Raw genomic sequence first — 15,640 nt, 5'->3', positions numbered from 1 at the left:
TTTGAGTCATATAGAGCGCTTTGCTCATGTTGAGTACAGTTGCGAGCAAATGTTTGCATTAGTGAATGATATCGACGGGTATCCGGAATTTTTACCAGGTTGTTTGAGCTCTTCTCTGATATCTCGTACGCCAACAGAAATTGTCGCCTCTCTTGAGGTTGGTAAGGGGCCGGTGCGTCAGGCCTTTACCACTAAGAATTTTTTAGAAGAGCCAACGCGAGTTGAAATGACCCTAGTAAAAGGCCCGTTTAAAAAATTACACGGTGTATGGACGTTTAGCGAACTGTCCCCTGGTCGCTGTAAAATAGCGCTAAGTATCGAATTTGAATTGAGTGGTATGCTGAAATTTGCGTTTGGTGGTGTGTTTAGCCAGATCGCCAATGCTATGGTGGACGCATTTAGTAAACGAGCAAAGGTAGTTTACGGTGAATAAAATACGAGTTGAGGTGGCGTATGCGCTGCCTGAAAAGCAAAAAATTATAGCGTTAGATGTAGAAGAAAATTGCACGGTAAGAGACGCAGTGCTTCGCTCTAATATCGATGCTTTTTTTCCAGGTTTAGACTTGGAGAATGTGAAAGTAGGGATTTTTGGCAAAGCGGTAAGAAATGCCGATACACAGACGTTAAAAGAAGGTGAGCGTGTAGAAATCTACCGTGAGCTGAAGGTTGACCCTAAACAAGCTAGAGCCAACCGCGCAGCAAAAAACAGCTAGAATAATTAGTTGTTTTTAATGTCAGTTAAGCTGTCACCCTCGAACGTTAAAGTGAGATCACTCGCGGCGCTTTTAGGTGTCTCAGGTGTCGCGTATTTGGTGGTGTAAAGATAATGCCATTCGTTGGGTTTGAAGGTATCTCTTACCATAGGGGTTCCTAACAGGTAGATAACTTGCGATTGTGTCATGCCCACTTTTAACTGAGAGAGCTGTTCCTTCGTAATGAGGTTGCCTTGCGTTACGGTAGCCTTATATGGAGGCGGAAATAAACTGCATGCGCTTAGAGAAAATAGGGCGCATATTACTAATATTGATTTTTTCATTTGTATCATCCTAACTCAGGTATGCTAATGATAAAGTAATTATCAACAAGATCGAATAGAGAATGACTCATGACTAGCGAAAATCAAGAACTAAAGAAAGCGGGACTCAAAGTTACCTTGCCGCGAGTGAAAATTTTACAAATTCTAGAGAATGCTGGTGATCGTCATTTCAGTGCCGATGATGTTTACCGTACTTTGCTAGATCAAGGTGAAGATGTCGGTTTAGCAACAGTTTATCGTGTTTTGACTCAGTTTGAATCTGCAGGCTTGGTTATGCGCCACCATTTTGAAGCGGGTACTGCGGTATTTGAATTGGCAAAAGGCGAACATCATGACCACATGATTTGCTTGGAGTCAGGTCGAGTGATTGAGTTTGTTGATCCAGTGATTGAAAAACGTCAGCATGAAATCGCAGAAGAGCATGGTTTTGAGATTGAAGATCACAGCTTGATCATTTACGTGCGCCCAAAGAAGAAATAAAGGGCTGCCCAGAAAAATGAGCGGATAATGACACAGTGGCGTTATCCGCTTATTTTTTATTGTAAATGCACGTTACCAAGCATTTCTTTAGCGTGAGCTAACGTTTGTTCGGTTAACTCGAGACCTCCCAGTAAGCGCGCAATTTCCTGCGTGCGCTCAGTATCTTGTAATTGAGACACTTGTGACGACGTCGCCTCATTGGCTACTTGCTTACTCACACGCAAATGCTGATTGCCTTGCGCCGCCACTTGCGCCAAATGTGTTACACAGAAAACTTGTCCTCGTTTCCCTACCGAGCGCAACATGCGCCCGACCACTTCCGCAATCCCTCCACTTATACCGACATCCACCTCGTCAAATACCAAGGTAGGAATCACTGAGGTGTGCGCGGTGACGACTTGAATGCCTAAGCTTATCCGTGACAATTCCCCGCCAGACGCGACTTTCCGTAATGGTTGCGCAGGCTGTCCAGGGTTCGATGCAATCATGTATTCAATGTCTTCAAAACCATTCGCAGACACTTGATTAAGTGGTTGGCAATCAATGAAAAAGCGTGCGTGGGGCATGCCGAGCCCATGTATTTGTTCTTCGACTTGCCTTGCGAGAAGGTCTTTCGCTGCCATGCGTTTTTCTGTCAATGTGGTCGCGAGCGCCGTGAGTGTTTCATAGGCGCGCTCTTCGCTTTCTTTGAGCTGGTCAATGGTTTCTTCGCTGCCTTGCAGCAAGGCCAGCTCAGCGTCCACGGACTCTCGCAATATTAATAAAGCTTCTGGCAGTACCTTGTGTTTGCGTGCTGTGTCGTAGATGTCAGTAAGGCGTTGCTCTATCTCACTGAGTCGCTCTGGGTTTTGCTCTAATGTGTCTTGATAGTGATGCAGGCTGTCGGCCGCCTCTTGGGCTTGAATGAGCGCTGCATTCATCATTTCAAGCGCTTCTTCTAGCTCTTTGGTTGCGGGGGCTATTTGGCTGGCGCTTTGCACTGCTTGGTTGAGCAATGAGCAAACGGTGCCCTCATCGCTATCAATTAATATGCCGCTGACTTGATACGCTTTTTGCTGGGAGTCTGCGATATTGGCCAAGAACGCTTGCTCGTTTTCAAGCTCGATAATCTCGCCTTCTTTTAAATCGAGTTGTTCTAATTCTTGGGACTGATACGCCAATAGCTGAATTTTTGCTTCTTGTTCAGAAGAGCGGTTTTGTTGTGCGGCGAGGGCTTCTCTTAGTTGTCGCCATACGCTGTATTGCTGGCTGACTTGTTTTGCGAGCTCCGTTAATTGGCCGAATTCGTCGACTTGTTGTCGCTGGGCGCTCTTTTTAAGTAAAGATTGATGTTCGTGTTGGCCATGAATATCGACCAAATGACTGCCCGCTTCTTTTAAATCCGAGAGCGTGCAAGGGCGACCATTGATATAAGCTTTAGAACGACCTTCTTTACTAATAACGCGGCGTAATATGCAGTGCTGATCCTGATCTAGGTCGCGCTCTTCTAGCCAATTGAATACATGAGGGTACTGCGTAATATCAAACGTCGCGCTAATATCGGCCTTTTTTTCCCCGTGTCGAACCACCGCAGCATCGGTTCTGCCACCTAAGCAAAGCGACAAGGCGTCTACCATAATGGATTTGCCGGCGCCGGTTTCACCGGAGATCACAGTCATGCCTGTTTTGAATTCCAAATCTAAGGTGTCAACAATGGCAAAATTGGATATAGCGATGCTTGTTAGCATAATACGCTCCACATGAGGAAAAAATTTTATATGGTTATTTATACAGTAGTTTGTCATTTTTTGACAAGTAGGAGAAGAAAATTAATGTGGATTTAATAAAATTAAACCGCGCACCGTCGTGCCTAATGAGTCGAAAAGATCATTATTCAGAGCCTAAGGACGGTGAAATTGAGCCAGTTCTGTTAATTCTGTTCACTGTCATTTTTAGCACAACAACAGGTTATTATTGTGATCTTAGCCATCACTCTGCCTCTGTATTCACATCTTCTTGCCATTCCCATTAAATTTATGAGGTTTTACTGTTGAAAGGTAAAAAGCTGGCCCCATATAGCCAACACAGTTAGAGAATACTTTCTGTTATTTGGAGTGAAGAAATGAGTGATCAGCAAAAAAATTCTAATTTAGAAGCGGAGCAAGATTTGAATAGCGAAGCAGAAAATCAAGCAACAGAAGAGCTTTTAGAGCCTGAAGCAGAGCTTCTAGAAGAAACGCCTGAAAGTGAAGAGCTTGCTAAAGCATTGGAAGAAGCCGCGCAGTACAAAGAAGCGGCACTTCGTGCTCAAGCGGATGCACAAAATGTTCGCAGACGTGCAGAGCTAGATGTTGAGAAAGCGCATAAATTTGGCCTAGAGAAATTCGCCAAATCTATCATCAATGTCGCTGACAATCTTGAGCGAGCGCTAACGTCCGCGCCTGAGACTGGCGAATCTGACCCGGTTCGTGAAGGTGTTGAGTTAACGTTGAAAGACTTGTTGGAAACCTTGGCTCGCTTTGAAGTGAAGCAAGTTGATCCACATGGCGAACCGTTCACTCCAGAGTTGCACCAAGCCATTACTATGGTGCCAAACCCTGAGTTAGAGCCGAACACCGTGATGGATGTTGTGCAGAAGGGTTATACGCTTCATGGCCGCTTATTACGCCCAGCGATGGTCGTTGTTTCGAGCGCAGCATAAAGACCGTCATTTTTTTGACACTGATCGGTTGAAAAGCTCAAAAGCGTACCCAAATACAGAATTATCATTGAAATAAACGAATTTATAGGAGAGACACACCATGGGTAGAATCATTGGTATTGACTTAGGTACAACAAACTCTTGTGTTGCTGTACTAGATGGCGAAAAAGCTCGCGTAATTGAAAACGCTGAAGGCGATCGCACCACACCATCCATCGTTGCATTTGCAGAAGATGGCGAAGTATTAGTGGGTCAATCCGCTAAGCGTCAGGCTGTCACCAACCCAACCAATACCTTGTTTGCGGTTAAGCGTTTGATCGGTCGTCGCTTTGAAGACAAAGTGGTACAAAAAGACATCTCAATGGTGCCTTACAAAATCGTATCTGCGGATAACGGCGACGCTTGGGTAGAAATTAAAGGCGAGAAGAAAGCACCGCCACAAATTTCCGCTGAAGTTCTTAAGAAAATGAAGAAAACAGCTGAAGATTACCTAGGCGAGAAAGTAACAGAAGCGGTTATCACGGTTCCTGCTTACTTCAACGATTCTCAGCGTCAAGCAACAAAAGACGCGGGTAAAATTGCAGGCCTAGAAGTTAAACGTATTATCAACGAGCCAACAGCAGCGGCATTGGCTTACGGCCTAGACAAGAGCAGCGGCGACTCTACTATCGCGGTTTATGACCTTGGTGGTGGTACGTTCGATATCTCTATCATCGAAATTGCTGACGTTGATGGCGAGAAGCAATTCGAAGTATTGTCTACAAACGGTGATACTTTCCTAGGTGGTGAAGATTTCGACATGCGCGTTATCGAATTCCTAGCGGCTGAGTTCAAGAAAGACACTGGTATCGATCTACACAACGATCCACTAGCGCTACAACGTTTGAAAGAAGCGGGTGAGAAAGCGAAAGTTGAATTGTCTTCTTCTTCACAAACTGAAGTGAACTTACCTTACATCACGGCTGACGCATCAGGCCCTAAACACTTGAACGTGAAATTGACTCGTTCTAAGTTGGAGTCTTTGGTTGAAGAGCTAGTTCTTAACTCTCTTGAGCCTTGCCGCCAAGCATTGAAAGACGCAGATCTTTCTGCTTCTGACATCGACGAAGTTATCTTGGTTGGTGGTCAAACTCGTATGCCTCTTGTGCAAGCGAAAGTAACTGAATTCTTCGGTAAAGAGCCACGTAAAGACGTAAACCCTGATGAAGCCGTAGCAATCGGTGCTTCTATTCAAGGTGCGGTACTTTCTGGTGATGTAAAAGACGTTCTTCTTCTAGACGTGACTCCACTGTCTCTAGGTATCGAGACTATGGGTGGTGTAATGACGGCCTTGATCGAGAAAAACACAACGATTCCGACTAAGAAATCGCAAACTTTCTCGACCGCTGAAGACAACCAAAATGCAGTGACTATCCATGCATTGCAAGGTGAGCGTAAACAAGCGTCTCAGAACAAATCTCTAGGTCGTTTCGACTTGGCTGACATTCCACCTGCTCCACGTGGTGTGCCACAAATCGAAGTAAGCTTCGATCTTGATGCCAACGGTATCTTGAGCGTGTCTGCGAAAGACAAAGCGACAGGCAAAGAACAGTCTATCGTGATCAAAGCATCTTCTGGTCTAAGCGATGAAGAAGTGGAAAAAATGGTTCAGGATGCTGAAGCTAACGCGGAAGAAGATCGCAAGTTCGAAGAACTTGTACAGGTTCGCAACACAGCAGATGGCATGATCCACGCGACTCGTAAAACGTTGACTGATGCTGGCGATAAAGCAACAGAAGAAGAGAAAACAGCGATTGAAACAGCGATCACTGAACTTGAAGAAGCGTTAACATCTAACGACAAAGAGAAGATCGAAGAGAAAACCAATGCGTTGACTCAAGCGTCTGGCTCTTTAGCTCAGAAGATGTACGCTGAAGCAGAAGGTGCTCAAGCTGGCGCTCAACCAGGTGCTGAAGAAGCCGCTTCTGGTAAAGCTCAGGATGATGCAGTAGACGCTGAATTCGAAGAAGTAAAAGACGACAAAAAATAAGCCGTAACGCTTTTTTTCGTCACCCTAGTTTTAAGGGTTGCTATAGCGAACACGGTTTTAGGACCGTGTTTTGCTATTTGTAGACCAGTGAATAGGGGCGCAGATACACGGATATCTATTCAAATTTTTCAATTCAGACTTTATCTATTCAGGAATGCCAGCGATGAGCAAAAGAGACTATTACGACGTTCTTGGGGTGGCCAAAGGCGCGGATAAAAAAGACATCAAAAAAGCTTATCGCTCCTTAGCGAATAAGTACCATCCGGATAAGAACCCAGACAATCCAGAAGCTCTGGATAAATTCAAAGAAGTAGCAGAAGCCTACGAGATTTTATCTTCTGAAGAGAAGCGTGAAGCGTATGACCGCTTTGGGCACGAAGGTGTAAATGGTCAAGGCGGCGGCTACGGCGGCGGTGCTGGCGCGGGTGGTTTTAGCGATATCTTTGGCGATGTGTTTGGTGACATTTTCGGTGGCGGAGGTGGCGGCGGTCAAAGTCGTACACGCCGTGGTTCTGATTTACGTTACACCCTAGAATTAGATCTTGAGCAAGCGGTGTGGGGATGCGAAGAAAAAATCCGTATTCCAACATTGGTTAACTGTAATACGTGTGAAGGCTCCGGTGCGAAAAAAGGTTCTACACCGAAAACCTGTGGTACCTGTGGCGGTGCAGGCCAAGTACGCATGTCTCAAGGCTTCTTCTCAGTACAGCAAACGTGTCCAGAGTGTCATGGTCAAGGTCAGGTTATTTCTGACCCATGTACTGACTGTCATGGACAAGGCCGTACTCAAGAATACAAAACGCTTAATGTTAAAATTCCAGCGGGTGTTGATACAGGCGATCGTATCCGTCTTTCTGGAGAAGGCGAAGCCGGTGCACATGGTGGTCCAGCGGGCGACTTATTTGTGCAGGTGTCTGTTAAACCTCACAGCATCTTTGAACGTGATGGTGCCAACCTGTACTGCGAAGTACCGATTAGCTTCACGACCGCGGCGTTAGGCGGTGAGATCGATGTACCGACATTAGATGGTCGTGTGCGCTTGAAAGTGACGGCTGAGTGCCAAACCGGCAAGTTGTTCCGCTTACGTAACAAAGGTGTTAAGCCAGTTCGTGGTGGCCCACAAGGCGATTTGATTTGTAAGGTCGCTGTGGAAACACCAGTGAACTTAACCGCTCGTCAAAAAGAATTGTTGACCGAGTTGTCTGATAGCATGGGAGAAGAAAGTAACCACTCTCCTAAGCAGAAGAGTTGGTTTGATGGTGTGAAACGCTTTTTTGACGATATAAAAAAGTAACCATTCGAGCTTTCGTGACTAAACTAAAAAGGCGCTAGATAGCGCCTTTTTCTTTTAATAAGAAGTCGATGTGGCTGCGCAGCAAGTTAGCGGCATTGGTAAAGCTCTTATTATTCGGGACAATAAAATCTGCTTTACTGCGAATGTCGATGGTTTTCAATGACGCTTGACGTACGTGGCGCATATAGCGGCTCGTGACTTCATTCACATTACGGCCTCGTTCTGCGATGTCGCGCTTTAGACGGCGAACAATGGCTATGTCCATGTCGGTATCAACATAGAACAAGTAATCGACAGCGTCGCGAATTCCTGCGTCTTGGAACATCATGTGTCCTTCGACAAGAACAATGTGCGTTGGCTCTAGATTACGATAGCCAACACGTTTGTGTTGCGAGTGGTCGTATTCAGGAATTTCATTTGGCTGCTGACGATTTTTGCAGTTGTGAATGGCCAATGTTAGGCTTTCTAGGTCTAATGAACTTAAGTCATCAAAATTGTAAACATCGGGATCGATGCTACCACATCCATTGTAGAAACTGTCTTGGCACAGGACGGTGATTTTGTCACCTTGACCTTCGGCTAGAAGAGAGCAAAGTCGGCTTTTTCCGCTGCCAGATACCCCTGTGATACCAATAACAAGCGCCATGTATTACCTCGGTAAATAAATTGATATGCCTCTCAAAAGGAGAGGGCTGAATGGCGGGAATTTTAACAGGTTTTGCTAGCCTCTGCTTGCCTTGAATCTAGATAATTCCGAGTATCTCCTTGACATGCACAGCAAGCTTTGGGGATAAGTAAATGCAGTATATCTTCTCATTTAAGGGTTTGGCAGAGCGTAAAAAATCATATAATGGTGAGGCTATTAAGGTAGTGTGGTTACCCGCTGTCAGCGGGGTAAATTGAGCATTGGGACGGTACAGTCTGTCAATGTTCATTTCTATTGAGTTGCTGATCGAGCGACGAATGGTTGTTTTTCTAAGGGAATATAGAGATGTTTCAGCGCGTTATTGCAGTATTTTTTGCCATCCTAGTGTTGGTTGCGCTTCCGACAGTGAGTATGGCTGCGAACGATTCTAATGATCGACAAACGACGCCAATTGCGAATCAAGGGGCTGAGTTGTTTGGCCTGAAAGTAAATGATTTAAGCAAAGAGGATTTTGAAAAACGCCTGTCAGCTATGGGTTTACAGCCTTATCCGTCTTATAAAAAAGGCGTGGCTACTTACAGTTTGGGGCCGGAAGGCATTTTAGGGGTAAGGGAGCTGGCGATTCAATTCAATGGTGACGACTACCTGAAAAAAGCCACTATGTCTGGTGTCGTAAAAAGCAATAAGAAGCGTCAGTCTCTGGGCAACTTGTTAGTGAAAAAGTACGGCATGCCAAATATAGGTTTTGTCCGTGATGGTTATGGTCGAGCGAAATGGGTGTTCCATGATGGCACTTATATAGAGCTTCATAATACCACGTTCAATGTCTTGGTGATCTACGTGGATCAGCAGCCTAAGGTGTTGTCTGAGTCGGGGCAAATTGATGTTGAAGCCTTGTATAAAAAAAGCCAAAAATCGACACCTTGATAAGGTGTCTTCCTCTCTTTTATCTGAAGCAATAGACACATGATAATTCTAGATTTAAATCTTCGCTTAGCGCATTTTTTACAACCTCATTTAAATGAGATTTCACTGGCGATAGTGGCGACTTGTTTGGTGATTTATGGGGACAAAGTAAATGGCTTTCTTAAGCGAGCGATTTCCTCTTGGGTGTTTGTGGCGCGAGTCGTTGCTTTTATTCTAATGTGTACCTTTGGCTATGGTTTATTGACCTTATGGAGTCAGCCATTAGTGTATTGGTTGATTTCTCAGGTCGATTATCTCTATCGGCCTCTGCTTATTGTCGGGTGCTTCTGTTTATTGGGGATTTTGGCCGAGAGAAAGCGTAATTTATAAATTAATTTATGAAATTTTCTCTCATATTTTGTTGCCAAATTACGGAATTCTCCTGACATTTTTGTCTCTAACCGTTTGTATTTGATGGTTATGTAGTAAACTTTCTAATCTTCTTTGTTTATCTCGTTATTTCCATAAAAAACAAGGCTAAATACCCGTTTTTAAAGGTTTTTTGTAGTCTTGTTTCAATTTGTCTTCCGTTCAAACTGTCTTTAGACTTGCCCCATATTGATGAAACAGCGTCTTTTTTCGGGGGCAAAAAATGACAAGCACTTGGTTACAAACACTTTCGCAAGTAGAGTCCATGATTCCTATGTTAGGGAAATTGGGTCGTGAAAAAGCAGTAAAAGTTCAATTAGCTGGTCAGACCTTAATGGCTGATTCTGTCACCAATCTGATGGCGCTTTTTGACCAACATCCTGAATTGGATCTTGTGCAGGTGTATCAGGTGCTTGAAGAAGTACTAAACAGCAATGTGAGCCAAACAGCGGTTGAGCTAGAAGAGCTGCTTGCTGAGGCGGATGTGGCGTCATTGTTGGCGGCACAACCTCAAACAGGCACAGAAACACCTGTTGTTTTATACGGCTTTGGTCGTATTGGTCGCTTGCTAGCACGTCGTATGTGTACACTTGGTCATACTACTCCAGGAATGGCATTGGCTGCGATTGTAGTACGTAAAGCATGTGATAATGATCTAGCGAAACGTGCCAGCCTACTGAAATACGACACGGTTCACGGAACTTACGAAGGTTTGGTGAAAGTCGATGAAGAAAACCAGTCTTTGATTATCAATGGCTCCCCTGTGAAAGTGATCTACTCCTCAGATCCTGCCACCGTTGATTATCAAGCTCATGGTATAGATAGCGCTTTGCTTGTTGATAACACTGGCCGCTGGCGCGATCACGAAGGTTTGAGTGTGCACTTGAGCCGTCCTGGTATTGAGCGTGTTGTCTTGACCGCACCAGGCAAAGAAATGAAAAACGTCGTATTTGGTGTTAATGACAGCGATGTGACTGCGGATGACCGTATTGTGTCTGCTGCCTCTTGTACTACCAACGCCATTACGCCGATCTTATCTGTTCTAGAAGATAAATTTGGCATCGTTTCTGGTCATGTTGAAACCGTTCACGCTTACACCAATGATCAAAACCTAATCGACAATATTCATAAAGGCGATCGACGTGGTCGTGCTGCCGGTATGAACATGGTGATGACAGAGACCGGCGCTGCAAAAGCCGTGTCGAAAGCGATTCCTTCTCTAGAAGGTAAGTTGAGCGGCAGCGCGATTCGTGTTCCTGTGATCAACGTTTCTATCGCTGTACTGAGTCTGAACCTTAAAACAGCAACGTCTGTTGAAGAAATTAATGCCTTGCTTAAAGCGGCATCAAACAGCGCGGAACTGACGGGCCAAATTGGCTACAGTGAAGAAGCGGATGCGGTAAGCTCCGATTTTATCGGCTCTCAGCAAGCCGGTATTTTGGATTCTCTATCAACGAAAGTTCGAGGCAATCAAGCGACCTTATACGTTTGGTACGATAACGAGTACGGCTACAGCTGTCAGGTTGTTCGCTTGATGGAAAAGTTGGCTCAAGCCAATTTATTGAGTGATCAGTTAGTTGAAGATCAAGCTGCTTAATCGCACTAGTCGTTAACAGAAATACGCCATCAAAGGCTAAGGAGTTATCTCCTTGGCCTTTTGTTTTATCTACTCAATAAAGGTCGCCGCGTTTGGGTTATCAAGCGTGCGTTCCGGATAGGCTAGATAATACGCCAGCCCTAAGGGCAAACTCACCTCAGAAAGTTTGACTAACTGTCCTGTTTTCAACTCGTTTTCTATCAACAGATGTTGGCCGAGTAATAATCCCTTACCTTGTAGTGCGGCATCAATCGCCATGCTGGACAGGTTGAAGTGTGGTCCACCCTTTGGCATCTGTATGTTAAGCCCTGCCGCGAGCAGCCAGTCTTCCCAATTGGGCAAATTCTGATTATGGCTTCCCCAATCGATATGAATCATGACGGTGTGGCTGAGGTGTTGGCAGGCAACCGTGAAAGTAAAACCTTGCAGGCAGGCGCGGGAACATTAGTGATGTTTCGTGGCCGTAATGCGATGCACAGAGTAACCCCTGTGGTCGGTGATATTACTCGTATGCTGGTGGTGCTGGTGTATAACTCAACGCCTGGGGTGGCGCTTTCTGAGTCGGCACGCATGACGTTTTATGGGCGTCTTTAGGGGGATAAATTTTGCGCAAAAAAAAGCCGAACAAAGGTCCGGCTTAAACAAAAGTAACTAGCAGTGGTCTAGCAGGATTCTGTGGGAAATGCTGCTAGAGCCTTCTCAAAACATGACTGTGGGACAGATTTTGAGACAAGCTTTAAGACAGTTAGGGCCATCTTAGAGCCATATTCTAGGTCGCTGTTCAACCTAAGAGATGCGCACATTCTAGTTTTAAGTGGGCGAATTTCAAACGATATAAATTAGTATTATGGATTAGTTTTTCTAATGCAGTGGTGTGTTTTACAGCGCCGCTTGATAGAATTGAATTCTGTAAAAATAAATCAAATAGCCGTTAAATTCTTAGCATTTTCTTTGATAATAGAGAGTTGTCGTTGTTTTTTTAACCGCTTCGGACTTTTTATTGCAATAGCAGAGATACCTTTAATTCGAGACAATTATGAAAGCCATTCCCCTTTATGGGCTAGAGACCTTCGCCATTGCGGCACGCCATTTAAGTTTTACGAAAGCGGCGCAAGAAATGAATCTAACGCAAGGCGCTGTAAGCCAGCAAATTCGTCAACTGGAAGAGCGCCTAGGATTAACGCTTTTTATCCGCCACCATCGACGTTTGGAGCTGAGTGTCGCAGGGGCGCGATTGGCGGTTCAGGTGAATCATAGTTTTTCAGAGATTAGTGGGCTTATTGCAGATCTAAAAGAAGAGGAGTCTTCAACGATTCTAACGGTCTCCGTGATGCCTTCTTTTGCCACAAAATGGCTTATCCCTCGGCTTGGCAGCTTGCAAGAGAAATACCCAGAATTGCAGTTACGGATTCAAGCCAATGAGCGAGAAGTGAATTTCCAGCGTGACCGAATCGACGTGGCGATTGTTCACAGCCATTTGCTGGCTCGTCATAGTGGGCAAGTGATTCCATTGCTAAAGGATAAGGTCTTTCCTGTTTGCAGTCCGGCGTTTGCGAATGATCGTCAGTTGGTATCGCCAGCACAGTTAGCGACGGTTCCCCTGTTGAATGATGATTCTGAGTGGCGTTTTTCGAGCCCCTACGCAGAGTGGGATAAATGGCTGCAGCTTGCTAAAGCGAAAGGTGTGAAACCCTCGCGTGGAATCAGTTTTAACCGTGGGGATCTTGCTGTTCAGGCGGCAGTAGCTGGACAAGGTGTGGCGTTAGGCAGAACGCCTTTAGTGATGGATGACATTCAGCAGGGGCGTTTGGTGCAGCCATTTACTGAGTCGCTGGATGAAGGTCACGCGTATTTGTTTGTATGCCCAGATGCCCAACGCCAGCGAGACGCTGTCCAGCAGCTACTCGCATGGTTGGTAGAAGAGTGTTATGCCTATGCGCCGTTGGATTGCTTAACGACGCCAGACGATCTAGTTCAATTAGGTGTTGCTCCAGAGTAGCTTGATAGACATGGCTAGGCACATAAAGATAACCATTGGGCGAATCAGAGTCGCCCCTTTTGTGATGACGAGGCGCGAACCGACTTGCGCGCCAAACCATTGCCCTAATGCCATCGCAATGCCGAGCGCCCAGATAATATGACCAGTAAACGCGAACATCAAAAGGGATGCACAGTTACTGGTCGCGTTTAGTATCTTAGTGTGAGCGGTGGCCGCGACTATGGTAAAGCCCATTAAGCAAAGGTACGCCGTGGAGAAAAAGGCGCCGGTACCAGGGCCGATCAAACCATCGTAAAAGCCAAAGCTGGTGCCGATAATAATGGCAAACTGGGTGTGACTTAAGGAAAATCGGCTTGCGATATAGGGTTGTATTTTAGGCATAAAGAAAAAGAACAAGGCGACGGCAATCAGAATAATAGGCACGGCTTTGAGCAGTAATTGACTGTCCAAATAAGACACCAGCAATGTCCCTGTTATGCTCCCTATGGCGGTCATGGCGATGGGCAGCCACATGTCAGACAAATTGACTTTTTTCGTCTTAACAAAGTGATAAGACGCAGAAAGAGTGCCTGCGCAACCTTGTAATTTATTGGTGGCAAGTGCTTCAACGGGAGAGAGGCCTGCAGCCAGCAGCACGGGCACTGTAATCAAGCCACCTCCGCCAGCAATGGCATCCACTGCGCCGGCTAGAAATGCCGCGGCGAATAGTGCCAGATAAACCCATAATGAAATATCAAAAAACGTGATGTCCATATTAAATAATCATTCCTAGTGGATATAACCCTATAAGGTGGGTTTACGGTGAGTTTGCCTATGAGTAGAGCAAAAAAAGCCCACTTAGACAATCGCTTAAGTGGGCTTCGAGGTGATTGGTTATTTTTAAGCGGCGCTTGCCAGCGCCTTTTGTATGTAGTTTTCTAAGTTGGCGACCTGCTCTGGGGTAAACTCAAGTCCGAGCTTTGTTCGGCGCCATAAAATGTCTTCAGCAGAGTGCGCCCATTCATGCTGAATAAGATAATCCACTTCCGCTTGGTAAAGCTCAGCACCAAATAGTGTGCCTAGTTCCTGCTGTGAGGAAACCGCATTCAATAGCGTGTGTGTAAGCGTTCCATAGCTCATGGTAAATCGCTTCGCCATGTGCGCAGAAAGAAATGGATAGGTCTTCTGCAATTGCAAAGTGAAAGCATCAAGAGACATGCCTAAATCGCCGCCTGGTAAAGGGCGTGAATGGGTCCAAGGTTGACCAATGGCTGGAAAATAAGGGGTTAGTTGCTTCATTGCAGACAAAGCCAACTGACGGTAAGTCGTTATTTTTCCACCAAAAATACTCAATAAAGGGGCCTGACTATTGGCGTCATCTAGGTGCAAGGTATAGTCGCGCGTCACGGCAGATGGATTGTCGGACTCATCTTCTAGGAGTGGTCGAACCCCTGAGTAACTCCAGACAATATCCGCGCTGGTTAATTGCTTCTTAAAGTGCTGGTTTGCAACGCCAAGAATGTACTGTGTTTCTTCTTCTGAAATAGCCACCTTATCAGGGTCCCCGTGGTATTCCACGTCGGTGGTGCCAATAAGGGTGTAGTGCTCACGGTATGGAATTGCGAATACGATGCGCTTGTCCGTGTTTTGCATAATGAATGCATTGGCGTGCTGATACAGTCTTGGCACAACGATATGGCTGCCCTTGATCATGCGGATGCCATAAGGAGGCTTTTGCTCCATCTGACTCTTAATGAAAGAGGACACCCAAGGGCCGGCGGCATTCACCAAGGCGTTGGCCGTGATTTCTTGGGATTCTTTTGTCAGTTGATCTTCCAGGGTGATGTGCCATTGCCCATTGCTGCGTTTGGCTGATGTGCAGCGGGTGCGAGCAAAGATGTCGGCACCATTTTGTTGTGCGCTCAAAGCATTAATGACCACTAAACGGGCATCGTCTACCCAGCAGTCAGAATATTCAAAACCTTTACTGATGTCGCTTTTCAGTGGGCTGTCTGCACCATACTTAACGCCATGGGAGCCTGCGAGTGTTTCGCGTTTGCCCAAGTTGTCATACAGAAATAAGCCAATACGAATCAACCATGCAGGACGTAGGTGAGGTCGGTGTGGCATCTGAAAGCGCAGCGGTGTCACAAGATGTGGGGCTATTTTTAGCAGCACTTCACGCTCTGTGAGAGCTTCTCGTACCAAACGGAATTCATAATGTTCGAGGTAACGTAAGCCACCATGAATCAGCTTACTACTGGAAGAAGAGGTGGCGTGGGCAAGATCACCCATTTCGCACAGGCCAACACTTAAGCCGCGTCCTGCGGCATCGGCTGCGATACCTGTACCATTGATACCGCCACCGACGATAAATAAATCGAAATGTGTTTGTTTCATGCCCTGCCTCGTTGAGAATCCCGAATAGTAATGTTCATTTTTGTTCGAAAACGAATATTTATGTTCGATAGTAGACCTTGAACTGGTCGCTGGCAAGTTCCGAATGGTATTTTCTATGGAGTATTTAAGGAAAAGACACTGAGCGGTATAGAGCGTAAGCGACCT

17 protein-coding genes are annotated in these 15,640 nt (G+C 45.7%); 11 read left to right on the top strand and 6 right to left on the bottom strand.

Features of this window, described 5'->3' with window-relative positions; all coding sequences use genetic code 11:
* Position 1 precedes the first annotated feature (1 nt).
* Together E0D71_RS04335 and E0D71_RS04330 are read left to right on the top strand one after the other, a co-directional pair.
* Positions 2–433: a type II toxin-antitoxin system RatA family toxin gene (locus E0D71_RS04335; RefSeq protein WP_133002046.1), complete on the top strand. Its 432-nt coding sequence runs from the start codon at positions 2–4 to the stop codon at positions 431–433.
* The gene (locus E0D71_RS04330) at positions 426–713 is read left to right on the top strand and encodes an RnfH family protein (RefSeq protein WP_133002045.1); all 288 of its coding nucleotides are present in this window, start codon (positions 426–428) and stop codon (positions 711–713) included. The genes E0D71_RS04335 and E0D71_RS04330 overlap by 8 nt, the downstream gene beginning before the upstream one ends.
* A gap of 5 nt (positions 714–718) precedes the next feature.
* Here the strand turns inward: E0D71_RS04330 and bamE are convergent, their stop codons facing one another.
* On the bottom strand, positions 719–1,036 hold the full coding sequence (gene bamE / locus E0D71_RS04325) for an outer membrane protein assembly factor BamE (RefSeq protein ID WP_133002044.1): 318 nt from the start codon (positions 1,034–1,036) through the stop codon (positions 719–721).
* Positions 1,037–1,105: 69 nt separating this feature from the next.
* On the opposite strand from bamE, the gene fur reads away from it, so the two are divergent.
* The gene (gene fur / locus E0D71_RS04320) at positions 1,106–1,516 is read left to right on the top strand and encodes a ferric iron uptake transcriptional regulator (protein ID WP_133002043.1); all 411 of its coding nucleotides are present in this window, start codon (positions 1,106–1,108) and stop codon (positions 1,514–1,516) included.
* Positions 1,517–1,572: 56 nt separating this feature from the next.
* Here fur and recN read toward each other — a convergent pair whose 3' ends face one another.
* Positions 1,573–3,243: a DNA repair protein RecN gene (gene recN / locus E0D71_RS04315; protein ID WP_133002042.1), complete on the bottom strand. Its 1,671-nt coding sequence runs from the start codon at positions 3,241–3,243 to the stop codon at positions 1,573–1,575.
* A gap of 374 nt (positions 3,244–3,617) precedes the next feature.
* Between recN and grpE the strand changes: the two genes are divergently transcribed.
* The 3 genes from grpE to dnaJ all read left to right on the top strand — a co-directional run bounded on the left by grpE (position 3,618) and on the right by dnaJ (position 7,519).
* The gene (grpE, locus tag E0D71_RS04310) at positions 3,618–4,196 is read left to right on the top strand and encodes a nucleotide exchange factor GrpE (protein ID WP_133002041.1); all 579 of its coding nucleotides are present in this window, start codon (positions 3,618–3,620) and stop codon (positions 4,194–4,196) included.
* A gap of 100 nt (positions 4,197–4,296) precedes the next feature.
* Positions 4,297–6,225 carry a molecular chaperone DnaK gene (dnaK, locus tag E0D71_RS04305; protein WP_133002040.1) on the top strand — a complete coding sequence of 643 codons (1,929 nt, stop codon included), beginning with the start codon at positions 4,297–4,299 and terminating at the stop codon, positions 6,223–6,225.
* A 163-nt stretch (positions 6,226–6,388) separates the two neighbouring features.
* Positions 6,389–7,519: a molecular chaperone DnaJ gene (dnaJ, locus tag E0D71_RS04300; protein WP_133002039.1), complete on the top strand. Its 1,131-nt coding sequence runs from the start codon at positions 6,389–6,391 to the stop codon at positions 7,517–7,519.
* A 34-nt stretch (positions 7,520–7,553) separates the two neighbouring features.
* On the opposite strand, the gene E0D71_RS04295 is transcribed toward dnaJ, so the two are convergent.
* Positions 7,554–8,165 carry an AAA family ATPase gene (locus E0D71_RS04295; RefSeq protein ID WP_133002038.1) on the bottom strand — a complete coding sequence of 204 codons (612 nt, stop codon included), beginning with the start codon at positions 8,163–8,165 and terminating at the stop codon, positions 7,554–7,556.
* A 345-nt stretch (positions 8,166–8,510) separates the two neighbouring features.
* Between E0D71_RS04295 and E0D71_RS04290 the strand changes: the two genes are divergently transcribed.
* The 3 genes from E0D71_RS04290 (at position 8,511) to E0D71_RS04280 (ending at position 11,097) form a co-directional block, all read left to right on the top strand.
* Entirely contained in the window at positions 8,511–9,092 is a 582-nt protein-coding gene (locus E0D71_RS04290; protein WP_133002037.1) for a uridine kinase, read from the top strand.
* A 39-nt stretch (positions 9,093–9,131) separates the two neighbouring features.
* On the top strand, positions 9,132–9,461 hold the full coding sequence (locus tag E0D71_RS04285; protein ID WP_133002036.1) for a DUF3392 domain-containing protein: 330 nt from the start codon (positions 9,132–9,134) through the stop codon (positions 9,459–9,461).
* Positions 9,462–9,723: 262 nt separating this feature from the next.
* Positions 9,724–11,097 (top strand): glyceraldehyde-3-phosphate dehydrogenase, encoded by a 1,374-nt coding sequence (locus E0D71_RS04280; protein WP_133002035.1) that lies wholly within the window; start codon positions 9,724–9,726, stop codon positions 11,095–11,097.
* Between the two features lie 69 nt (positions 11,098–11,166).
* On the opposite strand, the gene E0D71_RS04275 is transcribed toward E0D71_RS04280, so the two are convergent.
* Complete coding sequence (locus E0D71_RS04275) at positions 11,167–11,475, bottom strand: LysR substrate-binding domain-containing protein (RefSeq protein ID WP_133002034.1); 309 nt, start codon at positions 11,473–11,475, stop codon at positions 11,167–11,169.
* Here E0D71_RS04275 and E0D71_RS04270 point away from each other — a divergent pair.
* Together E0D71_RS04270 and gcvA are read left to right on the top strand one after the other, a co-directional pair.
* A complete protein-coding gene (locus E0D71_RS04270; RefSeq protein WP_207923324.1) occupies positions 11,467–11,691 on the top strand; it encodes a hypothetical protein in 225 nt (74 codons plus the stop codon). The two genes, E0D71_RS04275 and E0D71_RS04270, sit on opposite strands and share 9 nt — an antisense overlap.
* 442 nt (positions 11,692–12,133) lie before the next feature.
* Positions 12,134–13,096: a transcriptional regulator GcvA gene (gcvA, locus tag E0D71_RS04265; protein ID WP_133002033.1), complete on the top strand. Its 963-nt coding sequence runs from the start codon at positions 12,134–12,136 to the stop codon at positions 13,094–13,096.
* Here the strand turns inward: gcvA and E0D71_RS04260 are convergent.
* Entirely contained in the window at positions 13,076–13,849 is a 774-nt protein-coding gene (locus E0D71_RS04260; RefSeq protein WP_133002032.1) for a TSUP family transporter, read from the bottom strand. The genes gcvA and E0D71_RS04260 overlap by 21 nt on opposite strands.
* 126 nt (positions 13,850–13,975) lie before the next feature.
* Positions 13,976–15,475 carry a glycerol-3-phosphate dehydrogenase gene (glpD, locus tag E0D71_RS04255; protein ID WP_133002031.1) on the bottom strand — a complete coding sequence of 500 codons (1,500 nt, stop codon included), beginning with the start codon at positions 15,473–15,475 and terminating at the stop codon, positions 13,976–13,978.
* Between the last annotated feature and the right edge of the window lie 165 nt (positions 15,476–15,640).

The organism is Marinomonas sp. KMM3893 (assembly GCF_004352855.1).
Taxonomy (GTDB): domain Bacteria; phylum Pseudomonadota; class Gammaproteobacteria; order Pseudomonadales; family Marinomonadaceae; genus Marinomonas; species Marinomonas arenicola.
This window is presented reverse-complemented; position numbering and strand designations above follow the sequence as displayed.

Bases quoted from the DNA above. Each gene is read 5' to 3' on its own strand.
- bamE (WP_133002044.1), bottom strand. From the start codon at position 1,036: ATGAAAAAATCAATATTAGTAATATGCGCCCTATTTTCTCTAAGCGCA.
- fur (WP_133002043.1), top strand. From the start codon at position 1,106: ATGACTAGCGAAAATCAAGAACTAAAGAAAGCGGGACTCAAAGTTACC.
- recN (WP_133002042.1), bottom strand. From the start codon at position 3,243: ATGCTAACAAGCATCGCTATATCCAATTTTGCCATTGTTGACACCTTA.
- grpE (WP_133002041.1), top strand. From the start codon at position 3,618: ATGAGTGATCAGCAAAAAAATTCTAATTTAGAAGCGGAGCAAGATTTG.
- dnaK (WP_133002040.1), top strand. From the start codon at position 4,297: ATGGGTAGAATCATTGGTATTGACTTAGGTACAACAAACTCTTGTGTT.
- dnaJ (WP_133002039.1), top strand. From the start codon at position 6,389: ATGAGCAAAAGAGACTATTACGACGTTCTTGGGGTGGCCAAAGGCGCG.
- E0D71_RS04295 (WP_133002038.1), bottom strand. From the start codon at position 8,165: ATGGCGCTTGTTATTGGTATCACAGGGGTATCTGGCAGCGGAAAAAGC.
- E0D71_RS04290 (WP_133002037.1), top strand. From the start codon at position 8,511: ATGTTTCAGCGCGTTATTGCAGTATTTTTTGCCATCCTAGTGTTGGTT.
- E0D71_RS04285 (WP_133002036.1), top strand. From the start codon at position 9,132: ATGATAATTCTAGATTTAAATCTTCGCTTAGCGCATTTTTTACAACCT.
- E0D71_RS04280 (WP_133002035.1), top strand. From the start codon at position 9,724: ATGACAAGCACTTGGTTACAAACACTTTCGCAAGTAGAGTCCATGATT.
- E0D71_RS04270 (WP_207923324.1), top strand. From the start codon at position 11,467: ATGAATCATGACGGTGTGGCTGAGGTGTTGGCAGGCAACCGTGAAAGT.
- E0D71_RS04275 (WP_133002034.1), bottom strand. From the start codon at position 11,475: ATGATTCATATCGATTGGGGAAGCCATAATCAGAATTTGCCCAATTGG.
- gcvA (WP_133002033.1), top strand. From the start codon at position 12,134: ATGAAAGCCATTCCCCTTTATGGGCTAGAGACCTTCGCCATTGCGGCA.
- E0D71_RS04260 (WP_133002032.1), bottom strand. From the start codon at position 13,849: ATGGACATCACGTTTTTTGATATTTCATTATGGGTTTATCTGGCACTA.
- glpD (WP_133002031.1), bottom strand. From the start codon at position 15,475: ATGAAACAAACACATTTCGATTTATTTATCGTCGGTGGCGGTATCAAT.